Annotated in this window: 12 protein-coding genes; 7 read left to right on the plus strand and 5 right to left on the minus strand. The window is 75.8% G+C overall.

Annotation, left to right across the window (positions count from 1 at the left end; translation table 11 throughout):
• The first annotated feature begins 51 nt into the window (after positions 1-51).
• The 6 genes from manB to LUZ64_RS33920 all read left to right on the plus strand — a co-directional run bounded on the left by manB (position 52) and on the right by LUZ64_RS33920 (position 9123).
• Positions 52-1131 (plus strand): mannose-1-phosphate guanylyltransferase, encoded by a 1080-nt coding sequence (gene manB / locus LUZ64_RS33895; RefSeq protein ID WP_095579712.1) that lies wholly within the window; start codon positions 52-54, stop codon positions 1129-1131.
• Between the two features lie 187 nt (positions 1132-1318).
• Positions 1319-2125 (plus strand): polyprenol monophosphomannose synthase, encoded by an 807-nt coding sequence (locus tag LUZ64_RS33900; protein WP_095579715.1) that lies wholly within the window; start codon positions 1319-1321, stop codon positions 2123-2125.
• A 112-nt stretch (positions 2126-2237) separates the two neighbouring features.
• On the plus strand, positions 2238-3689 hold the full coding sequence (locus tag LUZ64_RS33905; RefSeq protein ID WP_232390590.1) for a hypothetical protein: 1452 nt from the start codon (positions 2238-2240) through the stop codon (positions 3687-3689).
• Complete coding sequence (locus LUZ64_RS33910) at positions 3686-4921, plus strand: glycosyltransferase family 87 protein (protein WP_232390586.1); 1236 nt, start codon at positions 3686-3688, stop codon at positions 4919-4921. Before LUZ64_RS33905 ends, LUZ64_RS33910 begins: the two co-directional genes overlap by 4 nt.
• A gap of 3 nt (positions 4922-4924) precedes the next feature.
• Positions 4925-7948, plus strand: a complete 3024-nt coding sequence (locus tag LUZ64_RS37665) for a bifunctional glycosyltransferase/CDP-glycerol:glycerophosphate glycerophosphotransferase (protein WP_232390585.1) — start codon at positions 4925-4927, stop codon at positions 7946-7948.
• Positions 7948-9123 carry a glycosyltransferase gene (locus tag LUZ64_RS33920; RefSeq protein WP_095581730.1) on the plus strand — a complete coding sequence of 392 codons (1176 nt, stop codon included), beginning with the start codon at positions 7948-7950 and terminating at the stop codon, positions 9121-9123. Before LUZ64_RS37665 ends, LUZ64_RS33920 begins: the two co-directional genes overlap by 1 nt.
• Positions 9124-9314: 191 nt before the next feature.
• On the opposite strand, the gene LUZ64_RS33925 is transcribed toward LUZ64_RS33920, so the two are convergent.
• Entirely contained in the window at positions 9315-11162 is a 1848-nt protein-coding gene (locus tag LUZ64_RS33925) for a glycosyltransferase family 2 protein (protein WP_095581731.1), read from the minus strand.
• Positions 11163-11334: 172 nt separating this feature from the next.
• On the opposite strand from LUZ64_RS33925, the gene LUZ64_RS33930 reads away from it, so the two are divergent.
• Complete coding sequence (locus tag LUZ64_RS33930; protein WP_232390584.1) at positions 11335-13134, plus strand: glycosyltransferase family 39 protein; 1800 nt, start codon at positions 11335-11337, stop codon at positions 13132-13134.
• 154 nt (positions 13135-13288) lie between these two features.
• On the opposite strand, the gene LUZ64_RS33935 is transcribed toward LUZ64_RS33930, so the two are convergent.
• The 4 genes from LUZ64_RS33935 to LUZ64_RS33950 all read right to left on the minus strand — a co-directional run bounded on the left by LUZ64_RS33935 (position 13289) and on the right by LUZ64_RS33950 (position 20710).
• Positions 13289-14170: a carbohydrate ABC transporter permease gene (locus LUZ64_RS33935; protein WP_095581841.1), complete on the minus strand. Its 882-nt coding sequence runs from the start codon at positions 14168-14170 to the stop codon at positions 13289-13291.
• Positions 14167-15597 (minus strand): carbohydrate ABC transporter permease, encoded by a 1431-nt coding sequence (locus LUZ64_RS33940; protein WP_095581840.1) that lies wholly within the window; start codon positions 15595-15597, stop codon positions 14167-14169. Before LUZ64_RS33940 ends, LUZ64_RS33935 begins: the two co-directional genes overlap by 4 nt.
• 15 nt (positions 15598-15612) lie before the next feature.
• A complete protein-coding gene (locus LUZ64_RS33945; protein WP_095581839.1) occupies positions 15613-16998 on the minus strand; it encodes an ABC transporter substrate-binding protein in 1386 nt (461 codons plus the stop codon).
• A gap of 259 nt (positions 16999-17257) precedes the next feature.
• The gene (locus tag LUZ64_RS33950; protein ID WP_232390583.1) at positions 17258-20710 is read right to left on the minus strand and encodes an FtsK/SpoIIIE domain-containing protein; all 3453 of its coding nucleotides are present in this window, start codon (positions 20708-20710) and stop codon (positions 17258-17260) included.
• Positions 20711-20856: the final 146 nt, after the last annotated feature.

A 20856-nucleotide genomic window follows, 5' to 3' on the forward strand; every position in this document is an offset into this window, starting at 1 on the left:
TGCCGGTGGCAGGGCCCGCGGTGACAGCGACGACAACGCGAGGACAGTGGCATGAAAGAGGCGGTTCTGCTCGTCGGCGGCAAGGGGACCCGGCTTCAGCCGCTCACCCTCACCACGCCGAAGCCGATGGTCCCGGCCGCCGGGGTGCCCTTCCTCGCCCACCAGCTGGCCCGTGCCAGAGCCGCCGGCGTCCGTCACGTCGTGCTGGCCACCTCCTACCTCGCCGAGGTCTTCGAGCCCTACTTCGGCGACGGCTCCGCCCACGGACTGCGCCTGACCTACGTCACCGAGGACGTACCGCTCGGCACGGGCGGCGCCGTCCGCGCCGCGGCGGGCGCCCTCGCCTCCGGTCCGGCCGACCCCGTGCTCGTCCTCAACGGCGACATCCTCAGCGGGCTCGACCTCGGGGGCCTGCTGCACCGCCACGAGCGGGCGGGGGCCGACGTCACCCTGTACCTCACCCGGGCCGAGGACCCCCGGGCCTTCGGTCTGGTGCCCACCGGGCCCGGCGGGCGGGTGCTGGCCTTCACCGAGAAGCCGCGGCGCCCCGAGGAGTTCGTCACCGACCAGGTCAACGCCGGCGTCTACGTCTTCCGGCGCGAGGTCATGGACACCATCCCCGCCGGCCGCCCGGTCTCCCTGGAACGCGAGACCTTCCCCGGGCTGCTGGCCTCCGGTGCGCTGCTGCACGGCGTCGTCGACACCTCGTACTGGCTGGACCTGGGCCGCCCCGCCTCCTTCGTACGGGCCTCGGCCGACCTCGTCAGGGGCGTCGTCCGGTCGCCCGCGGTCCCCGGCGAGCCGGGAGAGTTCCTGCTGCTCCCCGGCGCCCGCGTCGAGGCCGGGGCCCGGCTCGGCGGCGGCACGGTCGTCGGCGCCGGCGCCCACGTCGCGGCGGGCGCCGAGATCGAGGGATCCGTCGTGCTGGACGGCGCCCGGGTCGGGGAGGGGGCGCGGATCCGCGCCAGCATGGTCGGCCGGCAGGCCAGGGTGGGCCCGCGGACCCTGCTCGACGGCGCGGTGATCGGCGACCACGCCGGGGTCGGCGCGGACAACGAACTCCGCGACGGCGCCCGTGTCTGGTGCGGTACGACCATCCCCGACGCCGCGATCCGCTTCTCCGCCGTCTGACGTCCCGCCACCCGTAAACGCCTTCCGTAAGGGCGACGGCCGTCCGTAAGGAAACAGTCGCCCTTACGGGCAAACGTCCCCACCGCACCCGGAACGGTCCCGGGTGACCGTCCGCCCCCGCGGCGCCGTCCCCGTACGGAGCCGCCCGACCCGGGAAACCACCGGCCACACCGACAAGGACAGGCACATGAGCGCACATCACAGCCCCGCCGGCCCGCCGCTCCCGGAGGAGTGGGGACGCACCGCGACCACCGTGGTCATGCCCACGTACAACGAGGCGGACAACCTCCCCGCGATGGCCGAGGCGCTCATGTCCCTGCCGCTGGAGGGGCTGCGGCTGCTGGTCGTCGACGACAACAGCCCCGACGGCACCGGAAAGATCGCCGAGGATCTCGCCGAGCGCCACAACACCCCGGACCGCACCCGCGTCGCCGTCCTGCACCGCACCGCCAAGGACGGCCTCGGCCGCGCCTACGCCGCCGGCATGACCCGCGCCGTCGACGAAGGCGCCGCGTACGTCCTCCAGATGGACGCCGACGGCAGCCACCCGGCGGGCAAGGTGGCGGAGTTGCTCGGCGTCGCCCTCGCCACCGGCGCGGACGTCGTCGTCGGCAGCCGCTATGTTCCCGGCGGCACCCTTTCCGACGCCTGGAGCGCCCACCGCAGACTGCTCTCCCGCTGGGCCAACGCCTACGCCAGCACGATCCTGGGCACCCGCGTCCGCGACATCACCAGCGGCTTCAACCTCTGGAGCGCCGACGCCCTGCGCGCCATCGACCTCGACACCGTCGGCAGCGCGGGCTACAGCTTCCAGGTCGAGATGAAGTACCGCGCCCTGCGCGCCGGGCAGAGCGTCCTGGAGGTGCCGATCCACTTCGAGGACCGGACCGTCGGCGAGTCGAAGATGAACCTGGCCGTACAGCTCGAATCCGTGGCCATGCCATGGCGGCTGCGCGCGAGGGCCGCCCGTGCTTCCGGCCACCGCGCCCGCTGAGCGCGTGACCCCGACCGCCACCGGGGTCCCCCCGCCCGCGCCGCGCGCCGCGCGTGCGCTGCGCGCCGCGGCCTCCGCCGCCGCGCTCCTGCTGGTCGTCCTCCTGCTGCTCATGGTCGTGCGGCTGCCGTGGTCCGGTGACCTGGGGATGCACGCGGCGGTGCTGGAGCGGCTGCGCGCCGACCTCTTCCACCCGGGCAACCCTCTGGTCGACGAGGACACGCCGAGCCCGTACCACTCGCCGTGGACGGTCCTGCTGGCCCTGCTCGCCTCGGTGACCGGCTGGGGGACGTTCTCCGTGCTGCGGCTGGCGGCTCTCGTGGACCTGGCCCTGTTCGTCTCCGGCGTCGCGGTGTTCGTCCGCACCTTCACCCGGGAGCGGGCGGCCGTCCCGCTGGCGCTGCTCTGTCTGCTGTGCCTGTACGGCGTGCGGCTGTTCGCGTGGAGCGGGTTCCCGGGGCTCACCTCGCTCTGCCTGACCCTCGCCTACCCGAGCGTGTTCGCCCTCGGGCTCGCGTTCCACCTGTGGGCGCTGCTGCGCCGGGCCGTGGCCGGAGCCTGGCGGACGCCGGCCTTCCTCGGGCTGGGACTGCCCCTGGCGGGGGTGCTGCTCGCCCATCAGTTCACGGGCGCGGTGGCCGTGCTCGGCGCCGTCGCGATGCTGCTGGGCGCCCGGCCGTGGCCCGCCCGTACGGTGTGGGCGCGGGTCGGCGCCGGGGCGGCCGTCGCCCTGGCGGTGCCCGCCTGCTGGCCGTACTACCCCTTCTACGCGCTGCTCGGTACGGGTGGCCTGGACGCCATTCACCGGCCGCTGTACGCCCATCTCCCGGCCAGGTTCTGCCTGGTGCTGCTCGGGGCGGCAGCCCTCGCCGCGCGGGCGCGGCGGGACCGCCGCGATCCGCTCGTGCTGTTCTTCGCGCTGGGGCTCGTCGTGTTCGCGACCGGCGGGGTGACCGGCCACCAGGCGTGGGGGCGGATCCTGCCGGCCGTCCTCGTGCCGGCCCAGGTGGCCCTCGCGCTGGAGACGGCCCGGCGGGCCGTCCTCGTCCCGCTGACGGCGGCCGCCCTGCTCGTCGGCGCGTGGGCGCAGGCCGGGGTGCTGACGTACGTCCTGCGGCCGGCCGCCGTGCCGCCCGTCCTGCGGCAGGTGCGCGCGGTCGCGCTCTGGCCGTCGTTCGCCTGGGCGGCGCGCGAGGTGCCCAGGGGGCAGACGGTGCTGACGGACGACTACTACGCGCTGCGGATGCTGCCCGCCTACGGCGCGTACACCGTCGCGCCCGCCTACCCCGATGTCTTCCTCCGTGACGAAGGGCGCCGGTGGGAGGCGACCCACCGCTACTTCGCCGCGAAGACCTCCCGGGCCGAACGGCTCGGCATCCTCAAGGAGTACGGCGTGCGGTGGGTGGTGCAGAGGGACGGTGGTCCGGGGTTGTCGCCGGACGATCCGGCGCTGCGGCGGGCGGCCTCGGGGCCCCGGGGGCTGGTGCTGTCGGAGGTGGTCCCGGGGCGGTCCGGCGGGGCCGTCGCGGCCCCGGCCGGTTCCGTCCGGGCGGGTGCCCGGTGAGCGCGCCCGACGCCGTCGGCGGCTGGCTGCGCGGGCGGGCGCCGTGGCCGGTGCTGGTGACGGCGCTGGTGGTGTGCGCGCTGGACGTGGCCCGGGTGATGGAGAGCCCGCGCGTGGGCATGGACAACGCCGTCGTGGTGCGCGCGGCCGAGACCCTTCTCGACGGCGGCTCGCCGTACGCGGACAAACGGTTCCTCTATCTGCCGGGCGCCGTGTTCGCGGCGGTCCCCCAGACGGCGGTCGCCGAGCGGGTGCTCTTCTACGCCGTCCCCGTGGGCACCGCGCTGCTCGTCCTGGTGGGCGTGGCCCTGGCCCTGCGGATCTTCGAGGTCCGCGCGGACAGCCGGCTGGCGGTGGCCGTCATCGCCGGTCTCGGGGTGTTCCTGCCGTTCCACGGTCTCGTCCACCTCGGCAACTGGACCGTCGTCTCCGCCGTCGCCTTCCCGGCCGCGCTGCTGCTGGCCCGGCGGGAGCGCTGGTGCGCGGCGGCGGGTGTGATCGGCGCGGCGATAGCGCTCAAGCCGATGCTCGTGCCCCTCCTGCTGCTGTTCGTCCTCGCCCGGCGGTGGCGGGCGCTGGCGGTGGCCGTGGGCGTGCCCGCCGTGGTGTCCACGCTGGCCGCCCTGGCCATGCCGCGGCCGGGGCTGTTCTTCACCCGGACGCTGCCGTTCCTGCTGCACGGTCAGGACGCTTACGCACGTCCGTTCGACGCCTCGTGGCCGGCTGTGCTCCCACGGCTCGGGGTCCCGCAGCCGGTGGCCTTCGGGCTGGCGGTGCTGGCGGCGGGGACGGTGCTGTTCTTCGCCCGGGCCCGGTGGCGGGCCGGGGGGAACGCCGAGCTGCGGCTGGTGGAGTGCGCGTCGCTGCTGATGCTGGCGGCGTTCCTGGTGTCCCGGCCGTCGTTCCTCCACTACATGCTGGTGGTGCTGCCGTCGCTGGTGGCGTCGGTGGTGGTGCGCGGTGCGGCGGCGCGGTCGGTGTGGTTCTGGCTGGCGCTGCTGCCGCAGTTCATCGGGGTGCACTGGCCGTACCTGGAGGGTTCGCGGCGGCACGCCTTCAAGGACATCGTCATGATCACCGGGGTCGCCGGGGCGCTGTGCCTGCACACCTGGCGGGGGAGGGGCGGGCTTCCCGGAGGAGCCGCCGACGAGGTGACTGTCAGTGGTCGCGTCTACTCTCTTCGTAGTGACCGTGATTCGCCGAATCACGCCGATCGCTCGGAAATGAGGTGACTTGTGCCCATCGCGCGCCCTGTCCCCGGCCCGGACGTCACCGTGGTCGTGATCGTCTACAACGACGCGGAGCGGCTGCCGCGCGCCGTGCGGTCCGTGCTCGGCCAGTCGCTGCGCAACCTCGAAGTGATCATCGTCGACGACTGCTCGACCGACACCACCCGCGCCACCGCCCGCCGGCTGGCCGCGTCCGACCCCCGGGTGCGCTGCCTGCGCCTGCCGGTCAACAGCGGCGGCTGCGGCGCCCCGCGCAACGCCGGCCTCGAGGCCGCCGCCGCACCCCATGTGATGTTCCTCGACAGCGACGACGAACTGCCGTACCACGCCTGCAAATCGCTGCTGCTCACCGCCGAGGAGACCGGCGCCGACCTCGTCACCGGCGAGGTCGTCCGGAACTTCGAGGAGACCGGCACCACCGGCCTCTGGTACCCCGAGCTCTTCGCCGACGTCCGGGTCGTCGACGGCATCCGCGCCGCCCCCGAGTACTTCCTCGACCACCTCTCCACCAACAAGCTCTACCGCGCCGACTTCCTCGCCCGCCACCGGCTGCGCTTCCCCGAGGGCGTCCACTACGAGGACCAGCTCTTCTCCGCCCAGGCCTTCACCCTCGCCCGCACCTTCGCGGTCGTCCCCTGGCCCGTCTACACCTGGTGGCTCGCCGCCGACCCCGACCGGCTGTCCATCTCCTCCAGCCGGCACCGCATCCGCAACGCCGTCGACCGCGTCCTCGCCGCCCGGCTCATCGACGCCTTCCTGGAGGACAGCGGCAACGCCGACCTCCGCCCCGCCAAGGACGAGAAGTTCCTCCGCCACGACCTCCGCCTCTACCTCGGCGACCTGCCCTTCCGCGAGCTGTGGTGGATCACGGAGTTCGCCGCCGTCGTCACCCCCTACCTGCGCACCCTCGCCCCCGAGGCGCTCGCCGCGATGCCGCGCGAGCAGCGCGTCTGCCAGTACTTGCTGGAAACGGGCCGGTTCGCCGAGGCCGCCGAGTGCGCCCGCACCCTCGACCGCCCGCACCTCGCCCCCCGCCACGTCGTCCGCGAGGGCGGCCGCGTGTACTGGGGGCGGACACCGCCCGGAAGCCCCGAGGCCGCCGCCGCCCTCGACATCACCGACTGGCGCCTGGACGAACAGCCATTCGCCACCGGCCCGTTGCGGCACGAAGTGGCCCGCGTCGACCCCGCCGGCCCCCTGCTGCGCGTCCTGCTGCACACCTACGACCCCGCCCGGCTGCTCGACGGCACCGAGCCGGTCACCGCCGAACTGCGCATCGCCACCACGGCCGAGCCCCTCACCGTCCCCTTCCGCTACGACCCGCCGCACCCCGGCCCGGACGGCACCCCCGGCCCCCGCACCGCCGAGATCGACCTCGACCCGCGCCGCATCCCCCTCGGCGCCACGGGCTTCCGGGGCCGCCGCCACCCCGTCGTCGTCCTCGAACGGAAGGGCCTCACCCGCACCGACCCCCTCCTCGCCCCCGCCGCCCTCCCCCCGCTGCGCACCCGCCTCCCGCAGTACGGCCCGCTCGGCGCCCACACCGTGCGGATGGGCTGCGAAGGCCACGGCGCCGGCCGGCTGGAGCTCACCTGGGAGCGCACCGGCGCCCTCGGCCACGCCGAGACCGCCGCCCCCCGCCTCCGCCCGGCCCGGCGGCGCGTCCAGCGGCTCACCCGCAGGGTCACCGGCCCCCGCGCCAAGGCCCTCACGTACCACGAGCTCCAGCGGCTCCCCGTGGACGACACCCTCGTCGTCTTCGAGGCCCTGGAAGGCCGCGGCTACGCCGACAGCCCCCGCGCCCTCCACGAGGAACTCCTGCGGCGCGGCCTCCCGCTGCGCGCCGTGTGGTCCTGCGCCGGCGGCTCCTCCTCCTACCCCGAGGGCGTGCCCCTCGTCCGGCGCGGCAGCTGGGAGTACGTCCGCACCCTCGCCCGCGCCCGCTACTGGATCGACTCGCACGGCTTCCCCACGCTCTACGGCAAACGGCCCGGCACCCGCTATCTCCAGACCTGGCACGGACAGGCCCTCAAACACATGGGCTTCGACGTCCCCGAGCTCCGCCTCGCCGGCCCCGAGCGGCAGCGGCGGCACCGCGAGGCGGTCGGCCGCTGGGACGCCCTCATCGCCCCCAGCGAGGAGTTCGAGCGGACCTTCGTCCGGGCCAACGGCTACACCGGCACCCTGCTGCGCACCGGACTGCCCCGCAACGACGCCCTCGTCCGCTGGAACGACCCCGAGCAGCGCGACCGCGCCGCCGCCACGCGCGAGCGGCTCCAGATCCCCGACGGCCGCAAGGTGCTCCTCTACGCCCCGACGTTCCGCGACGGTGCCCGCGGCACCGGCGAGTCCGTCCGGGTGGACCTCGCGGAGCTGGCGCGCCGCACCGGCGAGGAGTGGACGATCGTCGTCCGCCCGCACTACTACGAGCGGTTCACCGTGCCCCGCGAGCTGGGCCACGCGGTGCGCGACGGACGGCAGTTCCCCGACCTCAACGACCTGCTGCTCGCCTCCGACGCGCTGCTCACGGACTACTCGTCGGTGATGTTCGACTACGCCAACCTCGGCCGTCCCATCCTGCTCTGGACCGACGACTACGCCCACTACCGCTCCACCGCCCGCGGCCTGTACTACGACCTGTCCGAGATCGCCCCCGGCCCCATGCTCAGCACCGTCGACGAACTGGCCGCCGGGCTGGCCGACCTGGGCGGGCTGCGGGAGGAGTGGGCGGGGGCGTACGGGAGGTTCCAGGCGCGGTTCAACCCGTACGAGACGGGGCGGTCGAGCAAGGCCGTGGTCGACCTGTTCTTCGAGGAGCTCGTCTCCCCGGGCGGGGCGGTGGACGAGGGGGCGTCCGCGGCGTCCGGTGGTCCGCCCGCGGGCGCGCGGGCCGCCGCGGCCGCCGGCCTGTCCTCCGGTCCTGCCTCCTCCGCTCCGTCTGTCGCTTCGTCAACCGCTTCGTCAACCGGTCCCTCCGCCGGTCCGTCAGCCGGTCCCTTCGCCGGCCCCTCCGACGGGGGGAGGGGCTGATGGGCGCGCGCGACCTCTTCCTCGTCGGCGTCGACGTGGACTCCATGGGCGGTTCGCAGCGGGTGCTGCACACCCTCGCCCAGGGCTTCGCCGAGCGAGGCCACCGCGTCGATCTGATCGGGATCCGCCCCAGCCCCGAGCCGCACACCTTCGTCGCCGACCCCGGCTACCGGCACACCACCCTCTACACCGGTCCACCGGCCCCGCCGTGGCGGGCCGAGTCCTTCGCCGAGCGGCTGAGTCCCGCCCGGGTACGGGCCGCGCGGTCCGAGCGGCGGGACCGGGACCGGGCCCGCGAGCGGCTGGCCGGGCGGTTCGCCGCCGCGCGGGAGGGCCTGGTCCTCATCGGTTCGCCCTGGGCGGCGGTCTGGCTGGAGGCGGTGGAACGGCCGCACCTCAGGGGCATCGGGCAGTACCACGAGTCGTTCCTCCAGGCGTGCCACTCCGAGAACCTCCGGCTGATCCTCCGGCACTACCCGGCTCTGGAGAAGTCGGTGTTCCTGAGCGCGGCCGACGCGGCGGAGTTCCGCCGCCGACGGCTGCCGAACGCGACGGTGATGCCCAACCCCCTGCCGTTCACGCCCGCCGAGCCCGCCCCCCTGGACACCCGGCGGGTGGGCGCGGTCGGCCGGCTGGAAGAGGTCAAGCGCCTGGACCGGCTCCTCGACGCGTTCGCGGAGGCGACCGTCGGCGGTGGGCCCGGTGGATCCCCGGGCCCTGCCGGTGGCGAGGGCTGGGAGCTGCACTTCTTCGGCGACGGGCCGCTGGAGCCGGAGCTCCGCGCGCGGGCCGAGCGGCTCGGCGTGGCCGGCCGCGTCCGCTTCCGCGGCAGCGTGCGGGACATGGCCGCCGCCTATCGGGAGCTGTCCCTCGTCGCGCTCACCAGTGAGCGCGAGGGCCGCCCCATGGCCCTCGCGGAGGCATCGGCGTCGGGCGTGCCGTGCGTGGGCTTCGACCTGTCGGGCGGCGTCCGGGAGCTCGTCGTGGACGGCCGCACCGGCACGCTCGTACCGCCCGGCGACACGGCCGCGTTCACCGAGGCCCTGCGCGCGCTGATGGCGGACGGCGCCTTGCGGGAGCGCTACGGGCGGGCCGCGCGTGAGCACGTGGCGCCGCTGCGGCTGCCGGCGGTGCTGGACCGCTGGGAGGCCCTGTTCGAGGAGATCGACCGGTAGCGCGGCCGCCGTGGGGCCGGGGTCAGGGGGAATGGATGCGAGGGGGTATCAGGGTGAGCGCCGGGGTGGGAGCGGGAGCGACGCGGTGGGCCGGGGCGTGGGAGCGGCGCCGGGCGGGCGGCGGAAGCCGTGCGCCGTGGCGGCTACGGGGCCTCGGCCGGTGGATCCACGCGGTCGTCGCCGCGTTGGCCTCAGGCGCGGCCTTCCGGCCGGCCTTCGCGTCCGTCCTCGGGCGTGCCGCCGCGCTGCCCGGACGCGCGGCCGGTCCGCTTCACCGTCCGGCGCAGCCGGCGCAGGGCTATGCCCGCGGCGGAGCGTACGCCCGGTGCCAGGCGGAGGGTGAGGGAGCCCGTGGCCGTGGCGTGCGGCCGGACCAGCAGCAGGCCGAAGCGGGGGCTCGGCACGGCGGTGCGGCGCAGGGCGCCCGTGGCGCGGACGGATGTGCGGAACGAGTCGCCGGTGGCGCACCGCACCCGGAGGCGGATGTCCCAGGACTGCGGATCGGTCCCGGAGCCGTCCCGGCGGCCGAGCGTCGCGAGGGCGGCCAGGCCCAGCACGGCCCTCGCCGTCCACGCGGCCTCCTCGGCGTTCCCTTCGGCGGCTTGTTCGGCGGTCCTTCCCGCGGTCCTTCCCGCGGTCCTTGCCCCAGTCCCTTCCCCAGTCCCTTCCCCAGTTCCTTCCGCTGTCCTTTCAGCGGTCAGGGGTATGTTCCGCCGCAGCGTGGCCGTGCCGTCGCGGCGGAGGAGGGTGAGGTCGACGCTGCGCGGCGGGTCGGCGGCCAGCCGCCCGTAGAGATCACGCACGCGCAGCCGCAGCTCGGCGCGGGCGCCACGGCCGGGGAACGCCGCCGCGCGCAGCTCCCCGTCGACGGTCACCGGGAGGTGCGCGGTGGGCACGGCCGCGGGGCCGGTGAGGCCGTCCAAGGGGGCGCCGGGGAGGTCCGGCGCCCAGACCGGGGCGCCGGCCGCGGTCGCGTACGGCGGCAGCAGCCGTGGCGGACGGGCGGCGAGCTGGGCCAGGCGGTCCAGGTCGCGCGGGGCGTCGGCGGCCAGCACGGCGCGGGCGATCCAGCGGGCCGGCGGCCGGGCGGCCCGCAGCTCCGCCTCCTCGTACGTGCCGAGGTAGTCGCGGGTCGTCCGCCACCACTCCGTCCGGTAGCCGGGCCCGCGCGCGGGCAGTTCGCGGACGTACATGCGCAGGTCGTGGTCGAGGAACTTCACCCGGGCGGCGCGGGCGAGCGGCTCGCGGCCCGCGTCGCGGAAGACCTCCACGCTCCGCCGGTGGGCCTCCACGCGCGCCCGCCAGTTGGCGACCCGCTCGCGGTCCAGGGAGATCGAGGGCACGGCCGCGTCACGTCGCACGTGCCAGAGATAGACCGCGTCCGGGACGGTCGCCACCCGCGGCCGGGCCGCCAGCACCCGGGCCGTGAAGACGAAGTCCTCGTAGAGGAAGGGCCCTTCGGGAAAGGTGATGCCGTGCTCGGTGAGAAAGGCGCGCGCGTACAGCTTGTTGACGCAGAGCGTGTCGTGGAGGAGGGCCGGCCGGTGCTCGGGGGAGCGGTGGACGGCGGCCCGCCGGTAGAGGCCGGGCTGCCAGCGGGTGTCGCGGCCTCCCGGGAGCTCGCGGCGGACGCACAGGCCGGCGGTCACCGGAGCGTCGTACCGCAGGGCGGCTCGCAGGAGGGCCGCCGCCGCGCCCCCGGGAAGCCTGTCGTCGCTGTCGAGGAACATCACGTACGGCGCGGTGGCGGCCCGCAGGCCGTCGTTGCGTGGCGCGCCGCAGCCCCCGCTGTTGACGGTGCGGTGGATCACGCGCAGGCGGGGCTCGCGGGCGGCCAGCCCGTCCAGGACCCGGCCCGTGCGGTCGGTGGAGGCGTCGTCGACGGCGACGACCTCGGCGACGGCCGGCCCCTGGGCGAGGGCGGAGCGCACGGCGTCGGCGATGTGCGCCTCGTCGTCGAAGCCGATGACGACCACGCTGACCTGCCTGGAGGGCACGCCCGGTACGGGCTCCGGGGTGCCGCTGTCACACACCTCCATAACAGACATTTCTACCTAAATAAACACACTGATGAGACATTCGCAGGCATTCAGAGCATCCGAGGTATCCGAGGTATCCGAAGTGTCCGAGGCGTCGATGTCCGGGGCGTCAGTGCCGGGCGTGTCCGGGGCGTCCGAGGTGCCCGGGGCGCCCGGGGCAGCCGTGCGGCCCGTGGCTGAGCGCGGCGGCCGGCGTGGCACGGCCGTCGCGCCCACCGCCCCGCCCCGGTCACCCTCGCCCCCGCCCGCGCGCCGTCGCGCGCCCCTCCTCGCCGTCACCGTCCCCGCCGCCGTCATGCTCGTCCTCGGGCTCCTGGGTCTGGACCGGGGCACGATGTGGCGGGACGAGAGCGCCACCTTCCAGATCGCCCGCCGCTCCCTGCCCGAGATCTGGCACGCGCTCGGCACCGTCGACGCCGTCCACGGCCTCTACTACCTGCTGATGCACGCCGTGCTCGCCGTCCGGGACGACGAGATCGCCCTGCGGCTGCCGTCCGTCGCCGCCTCCGCCGCCACGGCCGCGCTCGTCGCCGCGCTCGGCTGCCGCCTCGTGCGCCCGCGCGTGGGCCTGTGGGCCGGGCTGCTCTACGCCACCACGCCCTTCGTCAGCCACTACGCGCAGGAGGCCCGCTCGTACGCCCTGGTCGCCGCCGGGGCCGCGCTCGCCACCTGGCTGCTGGTCCGCGCCGTCGAGCGCGGGTCACCGGGGCGCTGGACGGGCTACGGCGCGGTGGCCGCCGCGACGGCGCTGCTCCACGAGTTCGCCGTCCTGCTCCTGGCCGCGCACGCCGTGACCCTGCTGGTCTCCCGGGTGCCGTGGCGGACCTGGCGCGCCTGGGGGTGCGCGGCGGCCGGCTGCTGCCTCGCGCTGCTGCCGCTGGTGGCCGTCTCACGGGCGCAGAGCGCGCAGGTGTCGTGGATCAGGACACCGGGGCGGCGTGAGGCGGAGGCGCTGCTGTACGCCTTCGCGGGGCCGGGGGAGCCGGTGCTGACGGTCACGCTGGTGCTGGCGGGGGTGTCGCTGCTGGCGCCCGTGGCGGTCCGGGGACGGCGGGCCCTTTCGTCCGCCCGCCCCTTCCCACGCCCGGGGGCGCGCCCCTGGGCCCTCAGGCCGCGCTCCGCGCGAGACCCCCGGACGCCGGACGGGGAGCGGGCCCCCGCCGCCCGCCCGATGGCGGCTTCCGCCGTCGGCGCGCTGCTCCTCCGCATGGCGGAGGCCGGCACTGCCGCCGGGGTCCGGGGGGCTTCCCGGACCGCCCGGGACAGGGGCTCCGGCGCCCGGCGCGCGTGCCCTGTCTCGCTGAACGCCGTGGCGGTGCCGCTCGCGGTCGTGCCGCCCGTGCTGCTCTTCTGCGCCGCGCGGTTCCAGCCGCTGTTCCTCGACCGCTATCTGCTCTTCTGCCTCGCCGGGGTGCCGCTGCTCGCCGCCTCCGGGGCCGACCGCCTCGTCTCCGTGGCGCGGCCGCCCGAGGCCCGGGCGTGGCGGCGGGCCGTGGCCGCGGCCGGTGCGCTGGCCGTCGCCGCGGCCTTCGCGTGCCAGTTGCCCGCGCAGCGGCGCGAGCGCCTGCCCGTCAGCCGGGGTGACGAGCTGGCCCCGGTCGCCGCCCTCGTCGGACGGCTGGCCGGGCCGGGTGACGCGGTGCTCTTCCTTCCCCTCCACGAGCGCCGCGTCGCCCTGGCCTACCCCCGGGACTTCACCGGCCTGCGCGATCTCACCCTCGGCCGGTCACCGGCCGCCTCCGGGACCCTCTTCGGCGAGGAGGTCACCGCGGGCGCGCTGAGCGACCGCCTGGCCGGGCTGCCCCGGGGCGCCCGCGTCTGGGTCGTCCAGGACACCGCGACCGTCGGCACCCGGTGGTTCCGCTCCCGGCCCGCCGAGTACGCCAAGACGACCGCCCTCGACCGGTACTGCGAGGAGGGGCCCTCGGTGTTCGTGCGCGGGGGCGCGGTCTCGCTCCGCATACGCCGCTGAAGCCGTGCACCGCCACCGTGCCCGTACGCGCGTGACGGCACCGTACGCGCGTGACGGTACGTACGCACCGTCACCGTGCCCGCGCGCCGCCGCCACCGGACCCGCACCCGCGCGCCGCCACCGGGCTCGCCACCGGACCCGTCACCGGCGAGTCTCACTTCACCGCGCCCGCCATCACCCCGCTGACGAACTGCCGCTGGAAGGCGAAGAAGACCGCGAGGGGGACGGCCATGGAGAGGAAGGCGCCCGAAGCGAGGATGTCGATGTTGTCGCCGAACTGCCGCACCTGCTGCTGGAGCGCGACCGTGATCGGCGGGTTCCCGCTGTCGGCGAAGATCAGGGCGATCAGCATGTCGTTCCATACCCACAGGAACTGGAAGATGCCGAGCGAGGCGATCGCCGGGCCGCCCAGCGGCAGCACCACCCGCAGGAACAGCCGGAGTTCGCCCGCGCCGTCCAGCCGGGCGGCCTCCAGCAGCTCGCGGGGGATCTCCGCGAAGAAGTTCCGCAGCAGGAAGACCGCGAACGGCAGCCCGAAGGCCGTGTGGAAGAGCACCACACCCGGCGTCGACTCGAAGATGCCCAGGGAGTTGAACAGCTTCGCGACCGGGATCAGCGCGACCTGCACCGGCACGACCAGCAGGCCCACGACGGCCATGAACCACCAGTCGCGGCCGGGGAAGTCGAGCCAGGCGAAGGCGTAACCGGCCAGCGCGCCGACGAGCACCACCAGCACCGTCGCGGGCACGGTGATCAGGGCCGTGGTGAGGAGGGACTTCATCACCGTGTCGTTGGAGAAGAGGGTGCTGTAGCTCTCGGTGGTGAGCTGTGCCGGGTGGCTGAACACCTTCCACCACCCGGACGCCGCGATGTCGCCCTTGTCGCGGAAGGAGGAGAGCAGCAGCCCGACGGTCGGCGTCAGCCAGAACAGCCCGACGGCGATCAGGAAGAGGCGCATCACGCCACCGCCGAGCCGTCCGGCGATCCGCGCCGGCAGCGACCGCTTCGCCCGTACGGCCGTGTCCAGGGTGGTCATCGCTGCCGCTCCTTCCGGATCCGCCTGAGATTCACCAGCATCACCGGCAGTACGAGCACCAGCAGGAAGACGGCGATGGCGCTGCCGACACCCTGGTTGACGTCCGTGCCGAAGGAGGACTGGTACAGCTGGAGCGCCAGCACATTGGCGTTGTCGAGGCTGGCGCCGGGCGCGATGATGTAGACGAGGTCGAAGATCTTCAGCACGTTGATCATGAGGGTGACGAGGACGACCCCGAGGACCGGCGCCAGCAGCGGCACCGTCACCCGGCGGAAGACCTGCCATTCGTTCGCGCCGTCCACCCGCGCGGCCTCCAGGAGTTCGCGCGGCACGCTCGCGAGGCCCGCCGCGATGAGGACCATCGCGAAGCCCGCCCACATCCAGACGTACGCCCCGATGATCGCCGGGGTGACCAGCGAGGGGCCCAGCCAGTCCACGCCGTTGTAGGGCGCCGCGAAGTTCGAGGCCGGGAGCGACAGCAGGGCGCCGTCCGCCGACTTCGGCAGGGTGAAGGTGCCGTCGGCGGCGGAGGTCGCGGAGGCGACGGTCCGGCCGTCCCTGACCGCCTCCACCGTCACGCCCTTCAGTGCCTTCTCACCGGGGTCGATCACCCCTGGGGTGCCCCCGCCGCCCCGGGTGAAGTCCCGCCAGACCGTCCCGGTGACCCGCCCGGCCGCCTCCCGGGGCGGCTCGGCGGTCTTCGCGCCCTTCAGGTCCTTGGGCTTCGCCCCCACCAGCGGCAGGACGGCCGGGGTGCCGGCCTTCACCACCGTGCGGGTGGTGAACGCCCCGCCGGCCTCCGTGAGCAGCCTGTCGTCCCTGGGGTGCGCGCCGGGGAAAGGCGCGGGGGCCTTGAAGGTGTCGTGGACGCCCACCCACACGGCGTTCGCCACGCCGCGGTCGGGGTTCTGCTCGTACACCAGCCGGAAGATGATGCCGGCGGCGAGCATCGAGATCGCCATCGGCATAAAGACGACGATCTTGAACGCCGTGCCCCAGCGCACCCGTTCGGTGAGGACCGCGAAGATCAGCCCCAGCGCCGTGGCCACGGACGGGGCGACGATCACCCAGATGACGTTGTTCTTCAGGGCCGTGCGGATCCGCTCGTCGGTGAAGACCTCGCGGTAGTTGTCGACGCCCGCGAAGCCGTCGCCGGAGGCGTCGAGGAAGCTGCGGTAGACCGAATAGCCGATGGGGTAGACGACGAGGGCGCCGAGCAGCGCCAGCGCCGGGAGCAGGAACAGCGCGGCGACCCAGGAACGGGTGCCCAGCACGCTCCTCGGCTTCTTCCCGGGAGCGCCGGAAGGGCCGGGAGCACCGGAGGCACTGGAAGGCCCGGAAGGCCCGGAAGCGCCGGGCGGAGGGGTGTCAGCGGGCGGGACGGGCGGCCCGGAGGCCGCAGCGCCGCCCGCGGAGGCGGTCGACATGATGCGGGGCTCCTGTCAGCTCTTGAACGCCTTGGCCGCGTCGGACTCCAGCTTCCGCTGGGTGCCCGCCACGTCGCCGGGGTTCTTCAGGAAATCCTGGAGATGCTTCCACTCGCCCTGGCCCGGCTTGCCGCCGAAGGAGGCGGGGGCCAGGTCGGACATGTCGAAGCGGAAGTCGTCGCCGGCCGAGACGAGGGCCTTGGCGATGGAGCGGAGCACGTCGTTGGGGTAGGCGGCCGGGTCGAGGTTCTTGTTGGCGGACAGGAAGCCGCCCTCCGCGGCCCACACCCGGGCGGCGTCGGCGGAGGAGAGGAAGGTCAGCAGCGCCTGGGCGGCCGGGCCGTCCTTCAGCGCCACCCCCACGTCGCCGCCGGTCACCACGGGGGACTTGGCGCCCACCGCGGGGAAGGGGAAGACCTTGGCGTCCTTCCCGATCTCCGCCCTGGTGGCGAGGATGTTGGCCGCGGCGAAGTCGCCCTCGAAGACCATGGCGGCCTTCGGTTCCTCGCCCCCGCTGAAGGTCTGGGTGACGGAGGTGGGGAACTGCGTCTGGATCGCGCCGTCGTTGCCGTCCGCCAGCAGGCCCTTCCCGCCGAAGAGCTGCCCCAGGCGGGCCAGGGCGTCCTTCACGGACGGGTCCGTCCACGGGATCCGGTGCCGCGCCAGCTGGTCGTACTTCTCCGGGCCCGCCTGCGAGAGGTAGACGTTCTCGAACCAGTCGGTGAGCGTCCAGCCGTCCGCCCCCGCCACCGACAGCGGCGGGATGCCGTAGTCGGCGATCAGCCGCGCGGTGTCCAGGAACTCCCCCCATGTGCGGGGCTCCTGGGCGCCCGCCCCGCCGAAGACCTTGGTGTTGTACCAGACGAGGGATTTGTTGCTGACCTTGAAGTAGACGCCGTAGCGCTTTCCCTCGTACGAGCCGAGGTCCTGCCAGCCCTTGGTGAAGTTCTTCGCCAGCTCCGCCGTCGCCTCGTCACCGAGCGGTTTCAGCCATCCTTTCCGCGCGAATTCCCGGAGCACGCCGGGCTGTTGGAGCATCGCCACATCGGGAGGGTCGCCGCCCGCGACCTTCGAGCCGACGAAGGAGGACATGTCGTCACCGCTGGGCACGAAGGCCACCTCGGCGCCCGTGCGCCGCGAGAACTCCTCCAGGACCTTGGTGAAGCCCTTCTGCTCCGCGCCCGTCCAGACCGCGGTGACCTTGAGCTTCCGGCCGTTGAGCTTGGGGAGCCGGACGGTGTGCGGGATGACGTCCGAGGAGGCGCCGGGCGCCGGCGCCGAGCCTCTCTTCCCGCCGCCGTCGCCGTCGTCGCATCCCGCGGCGGTCAGGGCCAGGGCCCCCGCCGTGATAAGTGCCAGGGCGCCGCGCGCCCCCCGCACCGTGCGAAGCGATCCACGCATTGCCGCCCCTCCCGTACGAGCCCCCGGTGGGCGGCCGCGGCGCGCACCGGCCCGGCACGCGGCCCGCCTCCCCGTGCGACAGTCCTACGCCCGCCCGCGAGCCGCCGCAATACCGTCAACGAGGACAACTCGCTTATCGTGACCGGGCTGTGATGCGCTGTCATACCAGGTGCCGGGCCGGACCACGGTATGCCGGCCCGCCCGGAACCGGGTGCGCGCCGTCACGCCATCGGGTGTACCCCCGGTGCCGGCGGCCCGCTTACAGCAGCGGTGGCGCGGCCTCCGCCCCGGCCGACTGCGCGGCCCGCTGGAGGGCGCTGGCGAGCAGCGCGAGGTCCGTCGGGCCGTTGCCGAGCTCGCGCACCGGGCGGCGGGTCGGCGGATCGCCCATCCGCTGCCAGTCGAGCGCCACCACCGTGGGGCGGAGCGTCGCCGTCCGGGGGATCCGGCCCGTGACCCGGCCCGCCTGGAAGGGCGTCGTCGCGTCGTCGTCCGGGCGCATCAGCCGGCCGCGGCCCGGCGCGGGCTCGCCCGCGCCGCTGCCGTCCGCCGCCCCGCCGTCGGCCGAGGGCGGGGCGATCTCCAGCATCGCGCGCAGCCCGGCGCGCTCGACGGCCGCGGTGTCGGCCGTCCGCTCCGGGCGGCCGGAGGCGGCCACCAGGTGCACCCCGAGCCGCTCGCCGTCCCGGGCCACGGCCTCCAGGGCGCGGACCACGGAGCCCGCCGCCGGCCGGCCCGTACTGCCCAGGGCCGGGGCGACCAGCGCGTCGAAGTCGTCGACGAGGACGACGAGGCGGGGCAGGGCCGTCTCCGCCGTGAGCGACGGGCCGTCCCGCTGGGTGCGCAGCTTCAGGGTGCCCGTCGGCAGGCTGTCCAGGTCGCCGGCGGCGTCCATCGGACGGCGCGGCGCCACGACCTGCGCGGCGGCGACGGCGGCGTGCTGGGTGTGCCAGGCCGTGAAGTCGAGCCGGCCGAGCAGCTCGGCGCGGCGCTTGAGCTCCGAGCTGAGCGCCTGCGCGAACTCCCGCATCCGCACCGGGTCGGAGGCGGCCAGATACGTGGAGACGTGCGGCAGGTCCGTGCACAGCCGCAGCCCCTCGCCCCGCTCGGCGCCGGCCCCGTCGACCAGCACGAGCGAGAGCCGGTCGGGCCGGTCCGCCGCCGCGAGCGAGGCGGCGAGGGAGCGCAGCAGCTCGGACTTGCCGCTGCCGGTCCCGCCCTCCACGAGCAGGTGCGGCCCGTCCGCCGCGAGGTCCACGGCGAGCGGGCCGTGCGGTCCGGCGCCGAGCACGGCGACGGCGCGGCCGCCGGGCCGCGCGCCCCGGTCCGTGGCCGCCGCCCAGCGGGCGGTCAGCGAGGCGGGCGTGGCGCGGGCCAGCCCCAGCTCGTCCAGCAGACGGGCGCTGCGCGGCAGGGCCGCCGCCACCCGGGAGGCGGTGCCGGCCGCCGCGTCCGACATCCGCAGGGGAGCCAGTGCCCGCGCGAACCGCTCCGCCCACGCCGCCGACACGGCGTCCACGGCCGCGACCACGGCCGTGCCGGAGCCGTCGGCACCGTCGGCCGGCCGGTCGGCCGCGCTCTGGAGGCCGGGCCCGGCCGTGGCGCCCGCCTCCGCGGGGCCCGTGTGCGACAGGCCGTACGGGTCGGGCGCGCCGGCGCCGGGCGGGCCGTACGGACCGGGGTGCGGCGCGTGCCGGGTGTCGAGCGCCGTGCCGGGGGTGCCGGGGCCGGGGAACGCGGCGTCCTGGCCGTACGCGCCGTCAGGCCGCGACCGCTCGTACACCTGCCCGGGGACGGGCCCGCCCGCGGTGTCGCCCGGCGCGGCCGCCGGTGCCCGGTGGATGACCTGGACGACCGTGGCCACGTCGCCGCTCAGCAGCGCCACCGCGCCGCAGTGCGGGAACGCCGGGGCCGCGGCACGGGCTGTGGCCAGCGTGGCGGAGACCGGCGAGGCGGGCGTCGTGGCGGGTGCCTCGGCCAGGCAGAGCAGGTGGATGCCCGCCGCCGGGCCGCCCGCCGCCAGCCGGGCGACGGTCTCGCGTAGATCGGCGGAGCCGGGGTCGCCGTCGACGATCAGGACGGTGCGCGGGCCGGTGTGGCGCTCGGCGGCGTGCGCGACGGCCGCCGCCGGGGCGGCCGCCCAGTGCGGGCCTAGCGGCCCCTCCTCCAGGCGGCGTACGAGCTCGGAGGTGCGGGCGACCGCCTGCTCGCGGTCGTAGGCGGTCAGCAGCTTGCAGTCCTGGCCGCGGACCGGGCGCAGCTGGGGCAGCCAGCCCAGCCAGGACCACTCCGCGAGCCGCTCCTCCGGCGTGCGCGCGCGGTCCGCGCTGATCAGGACGAATTCCAGGGCGGCGGGGGAGTGCAGCGCCGCCAGCTGGGCGAGCACCGACCGGGCCAGCCCGGACAGCCGCCCCCGGGGGCCCGCGAGCCCCAGCGAGCCGGTCTGCCGCAGCCCGACCGTCACCGGCACGGCGGCCAGGGCCGAGCCGTCCGGGGCGTAGCGGTCGGCGGTGCCCAGCCGGACGGTCAGCAGGTCCGGGTGGTCCGGGCCGCGCTCCCACAGGCGCGGGCCCGGTCCGAGCGCGGTCAGCAGCACGCCCGCCGGGTCCGGCCAGCGCTCGCGCAGCGCCGCCGCCTCGGCGCGGGCGGTCTCGGACGTGGCCGCGCCGTCCTCGGGCCACTCGCCGGGCGCGGGTGCCCGGTCGGCCGCGCCCCGGCCGCCGGTCAGCCGCCGGGCCCATGCCCCTATGCCGCGGTTGCGCCGCCGGGCCGGCTCGCCGTCGGCGGGGCCGGCCGGGGCGGGCAGCGGGTCCGGAGCGGCCGCGGGCCGCCCGGGCGGCGCCTCGGGGCTCAGCCGCACCCCGCGCCCGCCGTGGGTCACGGGGTCGTCGCCGAAGAGCGGGTCCGGGACGGGGAAGCCGGCCGTGCCGAGCGCGCTGCTCGTCCGGCCCGGCTCCCGCGCCTGCGGCGGGGCGCCCAGCCAGGGGCCGCGTGCCGGGGGCGCCAGCGGGCCGGCCGGCGGGGTGACGACGGGGCCCACCCGCAGGTGGCCCTCGCCGTCCGGGACGGCGGGCAGCACCGGCGGGTTCTCGTCCCGCGCGCCGTGCAGGGCCAGCACCGACTCGCCCACCCGCAGCAGCCCGCCGGAGGGCAGGGCGACCGGCTCCCCGGTGACCCGCTCGCCCGCGAGGACCGTGCCGTTGGTGGAGCCGAGGTCCCGCACGGTGACCGTGCCGTCCTCGGCGAGGGTGACGGCGCAGTGCAGCCGGGAGACGTCGGGGTCGTCGAGGGGGATGTCCGCCGCAGTGGAGCGGCCGACGTGGACCTCGCCGCCGTGCAGCAGATGGACCCCGCCCGCGTCCGGCCCGGAGACCACGTGCAGTCGCACGGCGGCCTCCGCGTCGCCCGACAGCAGCGGGGCGCCCGCGTGCCGCTCCGGGCCGGCCGGGGCGTTCAGGGAAAGGACGGCGCCGTCGATCAGCGGGGGCTCGCCCAGGGCGCGGCGCTGGGCGTCGAGCCGCTCGGCCCCGGCGTAGACGACGGCGGTGCCGCTGCCGAGGTCGCAGCCGGCGGCCGCGACGGCGGTGGCGAGCCCGCTCGTCACACTGGCGAGGGCGGTGCCCGCCGGGGCGGTCACGAGCACGTCGCAGGCCCGCGTGGTGTGCGTGGTGTGGCCGCTGAGCGGCCCGAGGACGGTCAGCCTGATCTGCATCGCCGTCAACGGTCCCTTCCTGCCCCTGGTGCGCGACAGGGGCCGGGCGCGGCCTTCCCCCACCGTGCACGGGCGCGTCGGCACGTACAGGTCACCACGTTCGCGCGGGGCAGTCCGCTCCCTCCCCACCGCATCCGTGCTTGCGA

The organism is Streptomyces albireticuli (assembly GCF_021228125.1).
Classification (GTDB): domain Bacteria; phylum Actinomycetota; class Actinomycetes; order Streptomycetales; family Streptomycetaceae; genus Streptomyces; species Streptomyces albireticuli.

Excerpts from the sequence above, each read along its gene's own strand:
- manB (WP_095579712.1), top strand. The coding sequence starts at position 52 with ATGAAAGAGGCGGTTCTGCTCGTCGGCGGCAAGGGGACCCGGCTTCAG.
- LUZ64_RS33940 (WP_095581840.1), bottom strand. The coding sequence starts at position 15,597 with ATGTCGACCGCCTCCGCGGGCGGCGCTGCGGCCTCCGGGCCGCCCGTC.
- LUZ64_RS33900 (WP_095579715.1), top strand. The coding sequence starts at position 1,319 with ATGAGCGCACATCACAGCCCCGCCGGCCCGCCGCTCCCGGAGGAGTGG.
- LUZ64_RS33905 (WP_232390590.1), top strand. The coding sequence starts at position 2,238 with ATGGTCGTGCGGCTGCCGTGGTCCGGTGACCTGGGGATGCACGCGGCG.
- LUZ64_RS33950 (WP_232390583.1), bottom strand. The coding sequence starts at position 20,710 with ATGCAGATCAGGCTGACCGTCCTCGGGCCGCTCAGCGGCCACACCACG.
- LUZ64_RS33945 (WP_095581839.1), bottom strand. The coding sequence starts at position 16,998 with ATGCGTGGATCGCTTCGCACGGTGCGGGGGGCGCGCGGCGCCCTGGCA.
- LUZ64_RS33935 (WP_095581841.1), bottom strand. The coding sequence starts at position 14,170 with ATGACCACCCTGGACACGGCCGTACGGGCGAAGCGGTCGCTGCCGGCG.
- LUZ64_RS33925 (WP_095581731.1), bottom strand. The coding sequence starts at position 11,162 with ATGGAGGTGTGTGACAGCGGCACCCCGGAGCCCGTACCGGGCGTGCCC.
- LUZ64_RS33920 (WP_095581730.1), top strand. The coding sequence starts at position 7,948 with ATGGGCGCGCGCGACCTCTTCCTCGTCGGCGTCGACGTGGACTCCATG.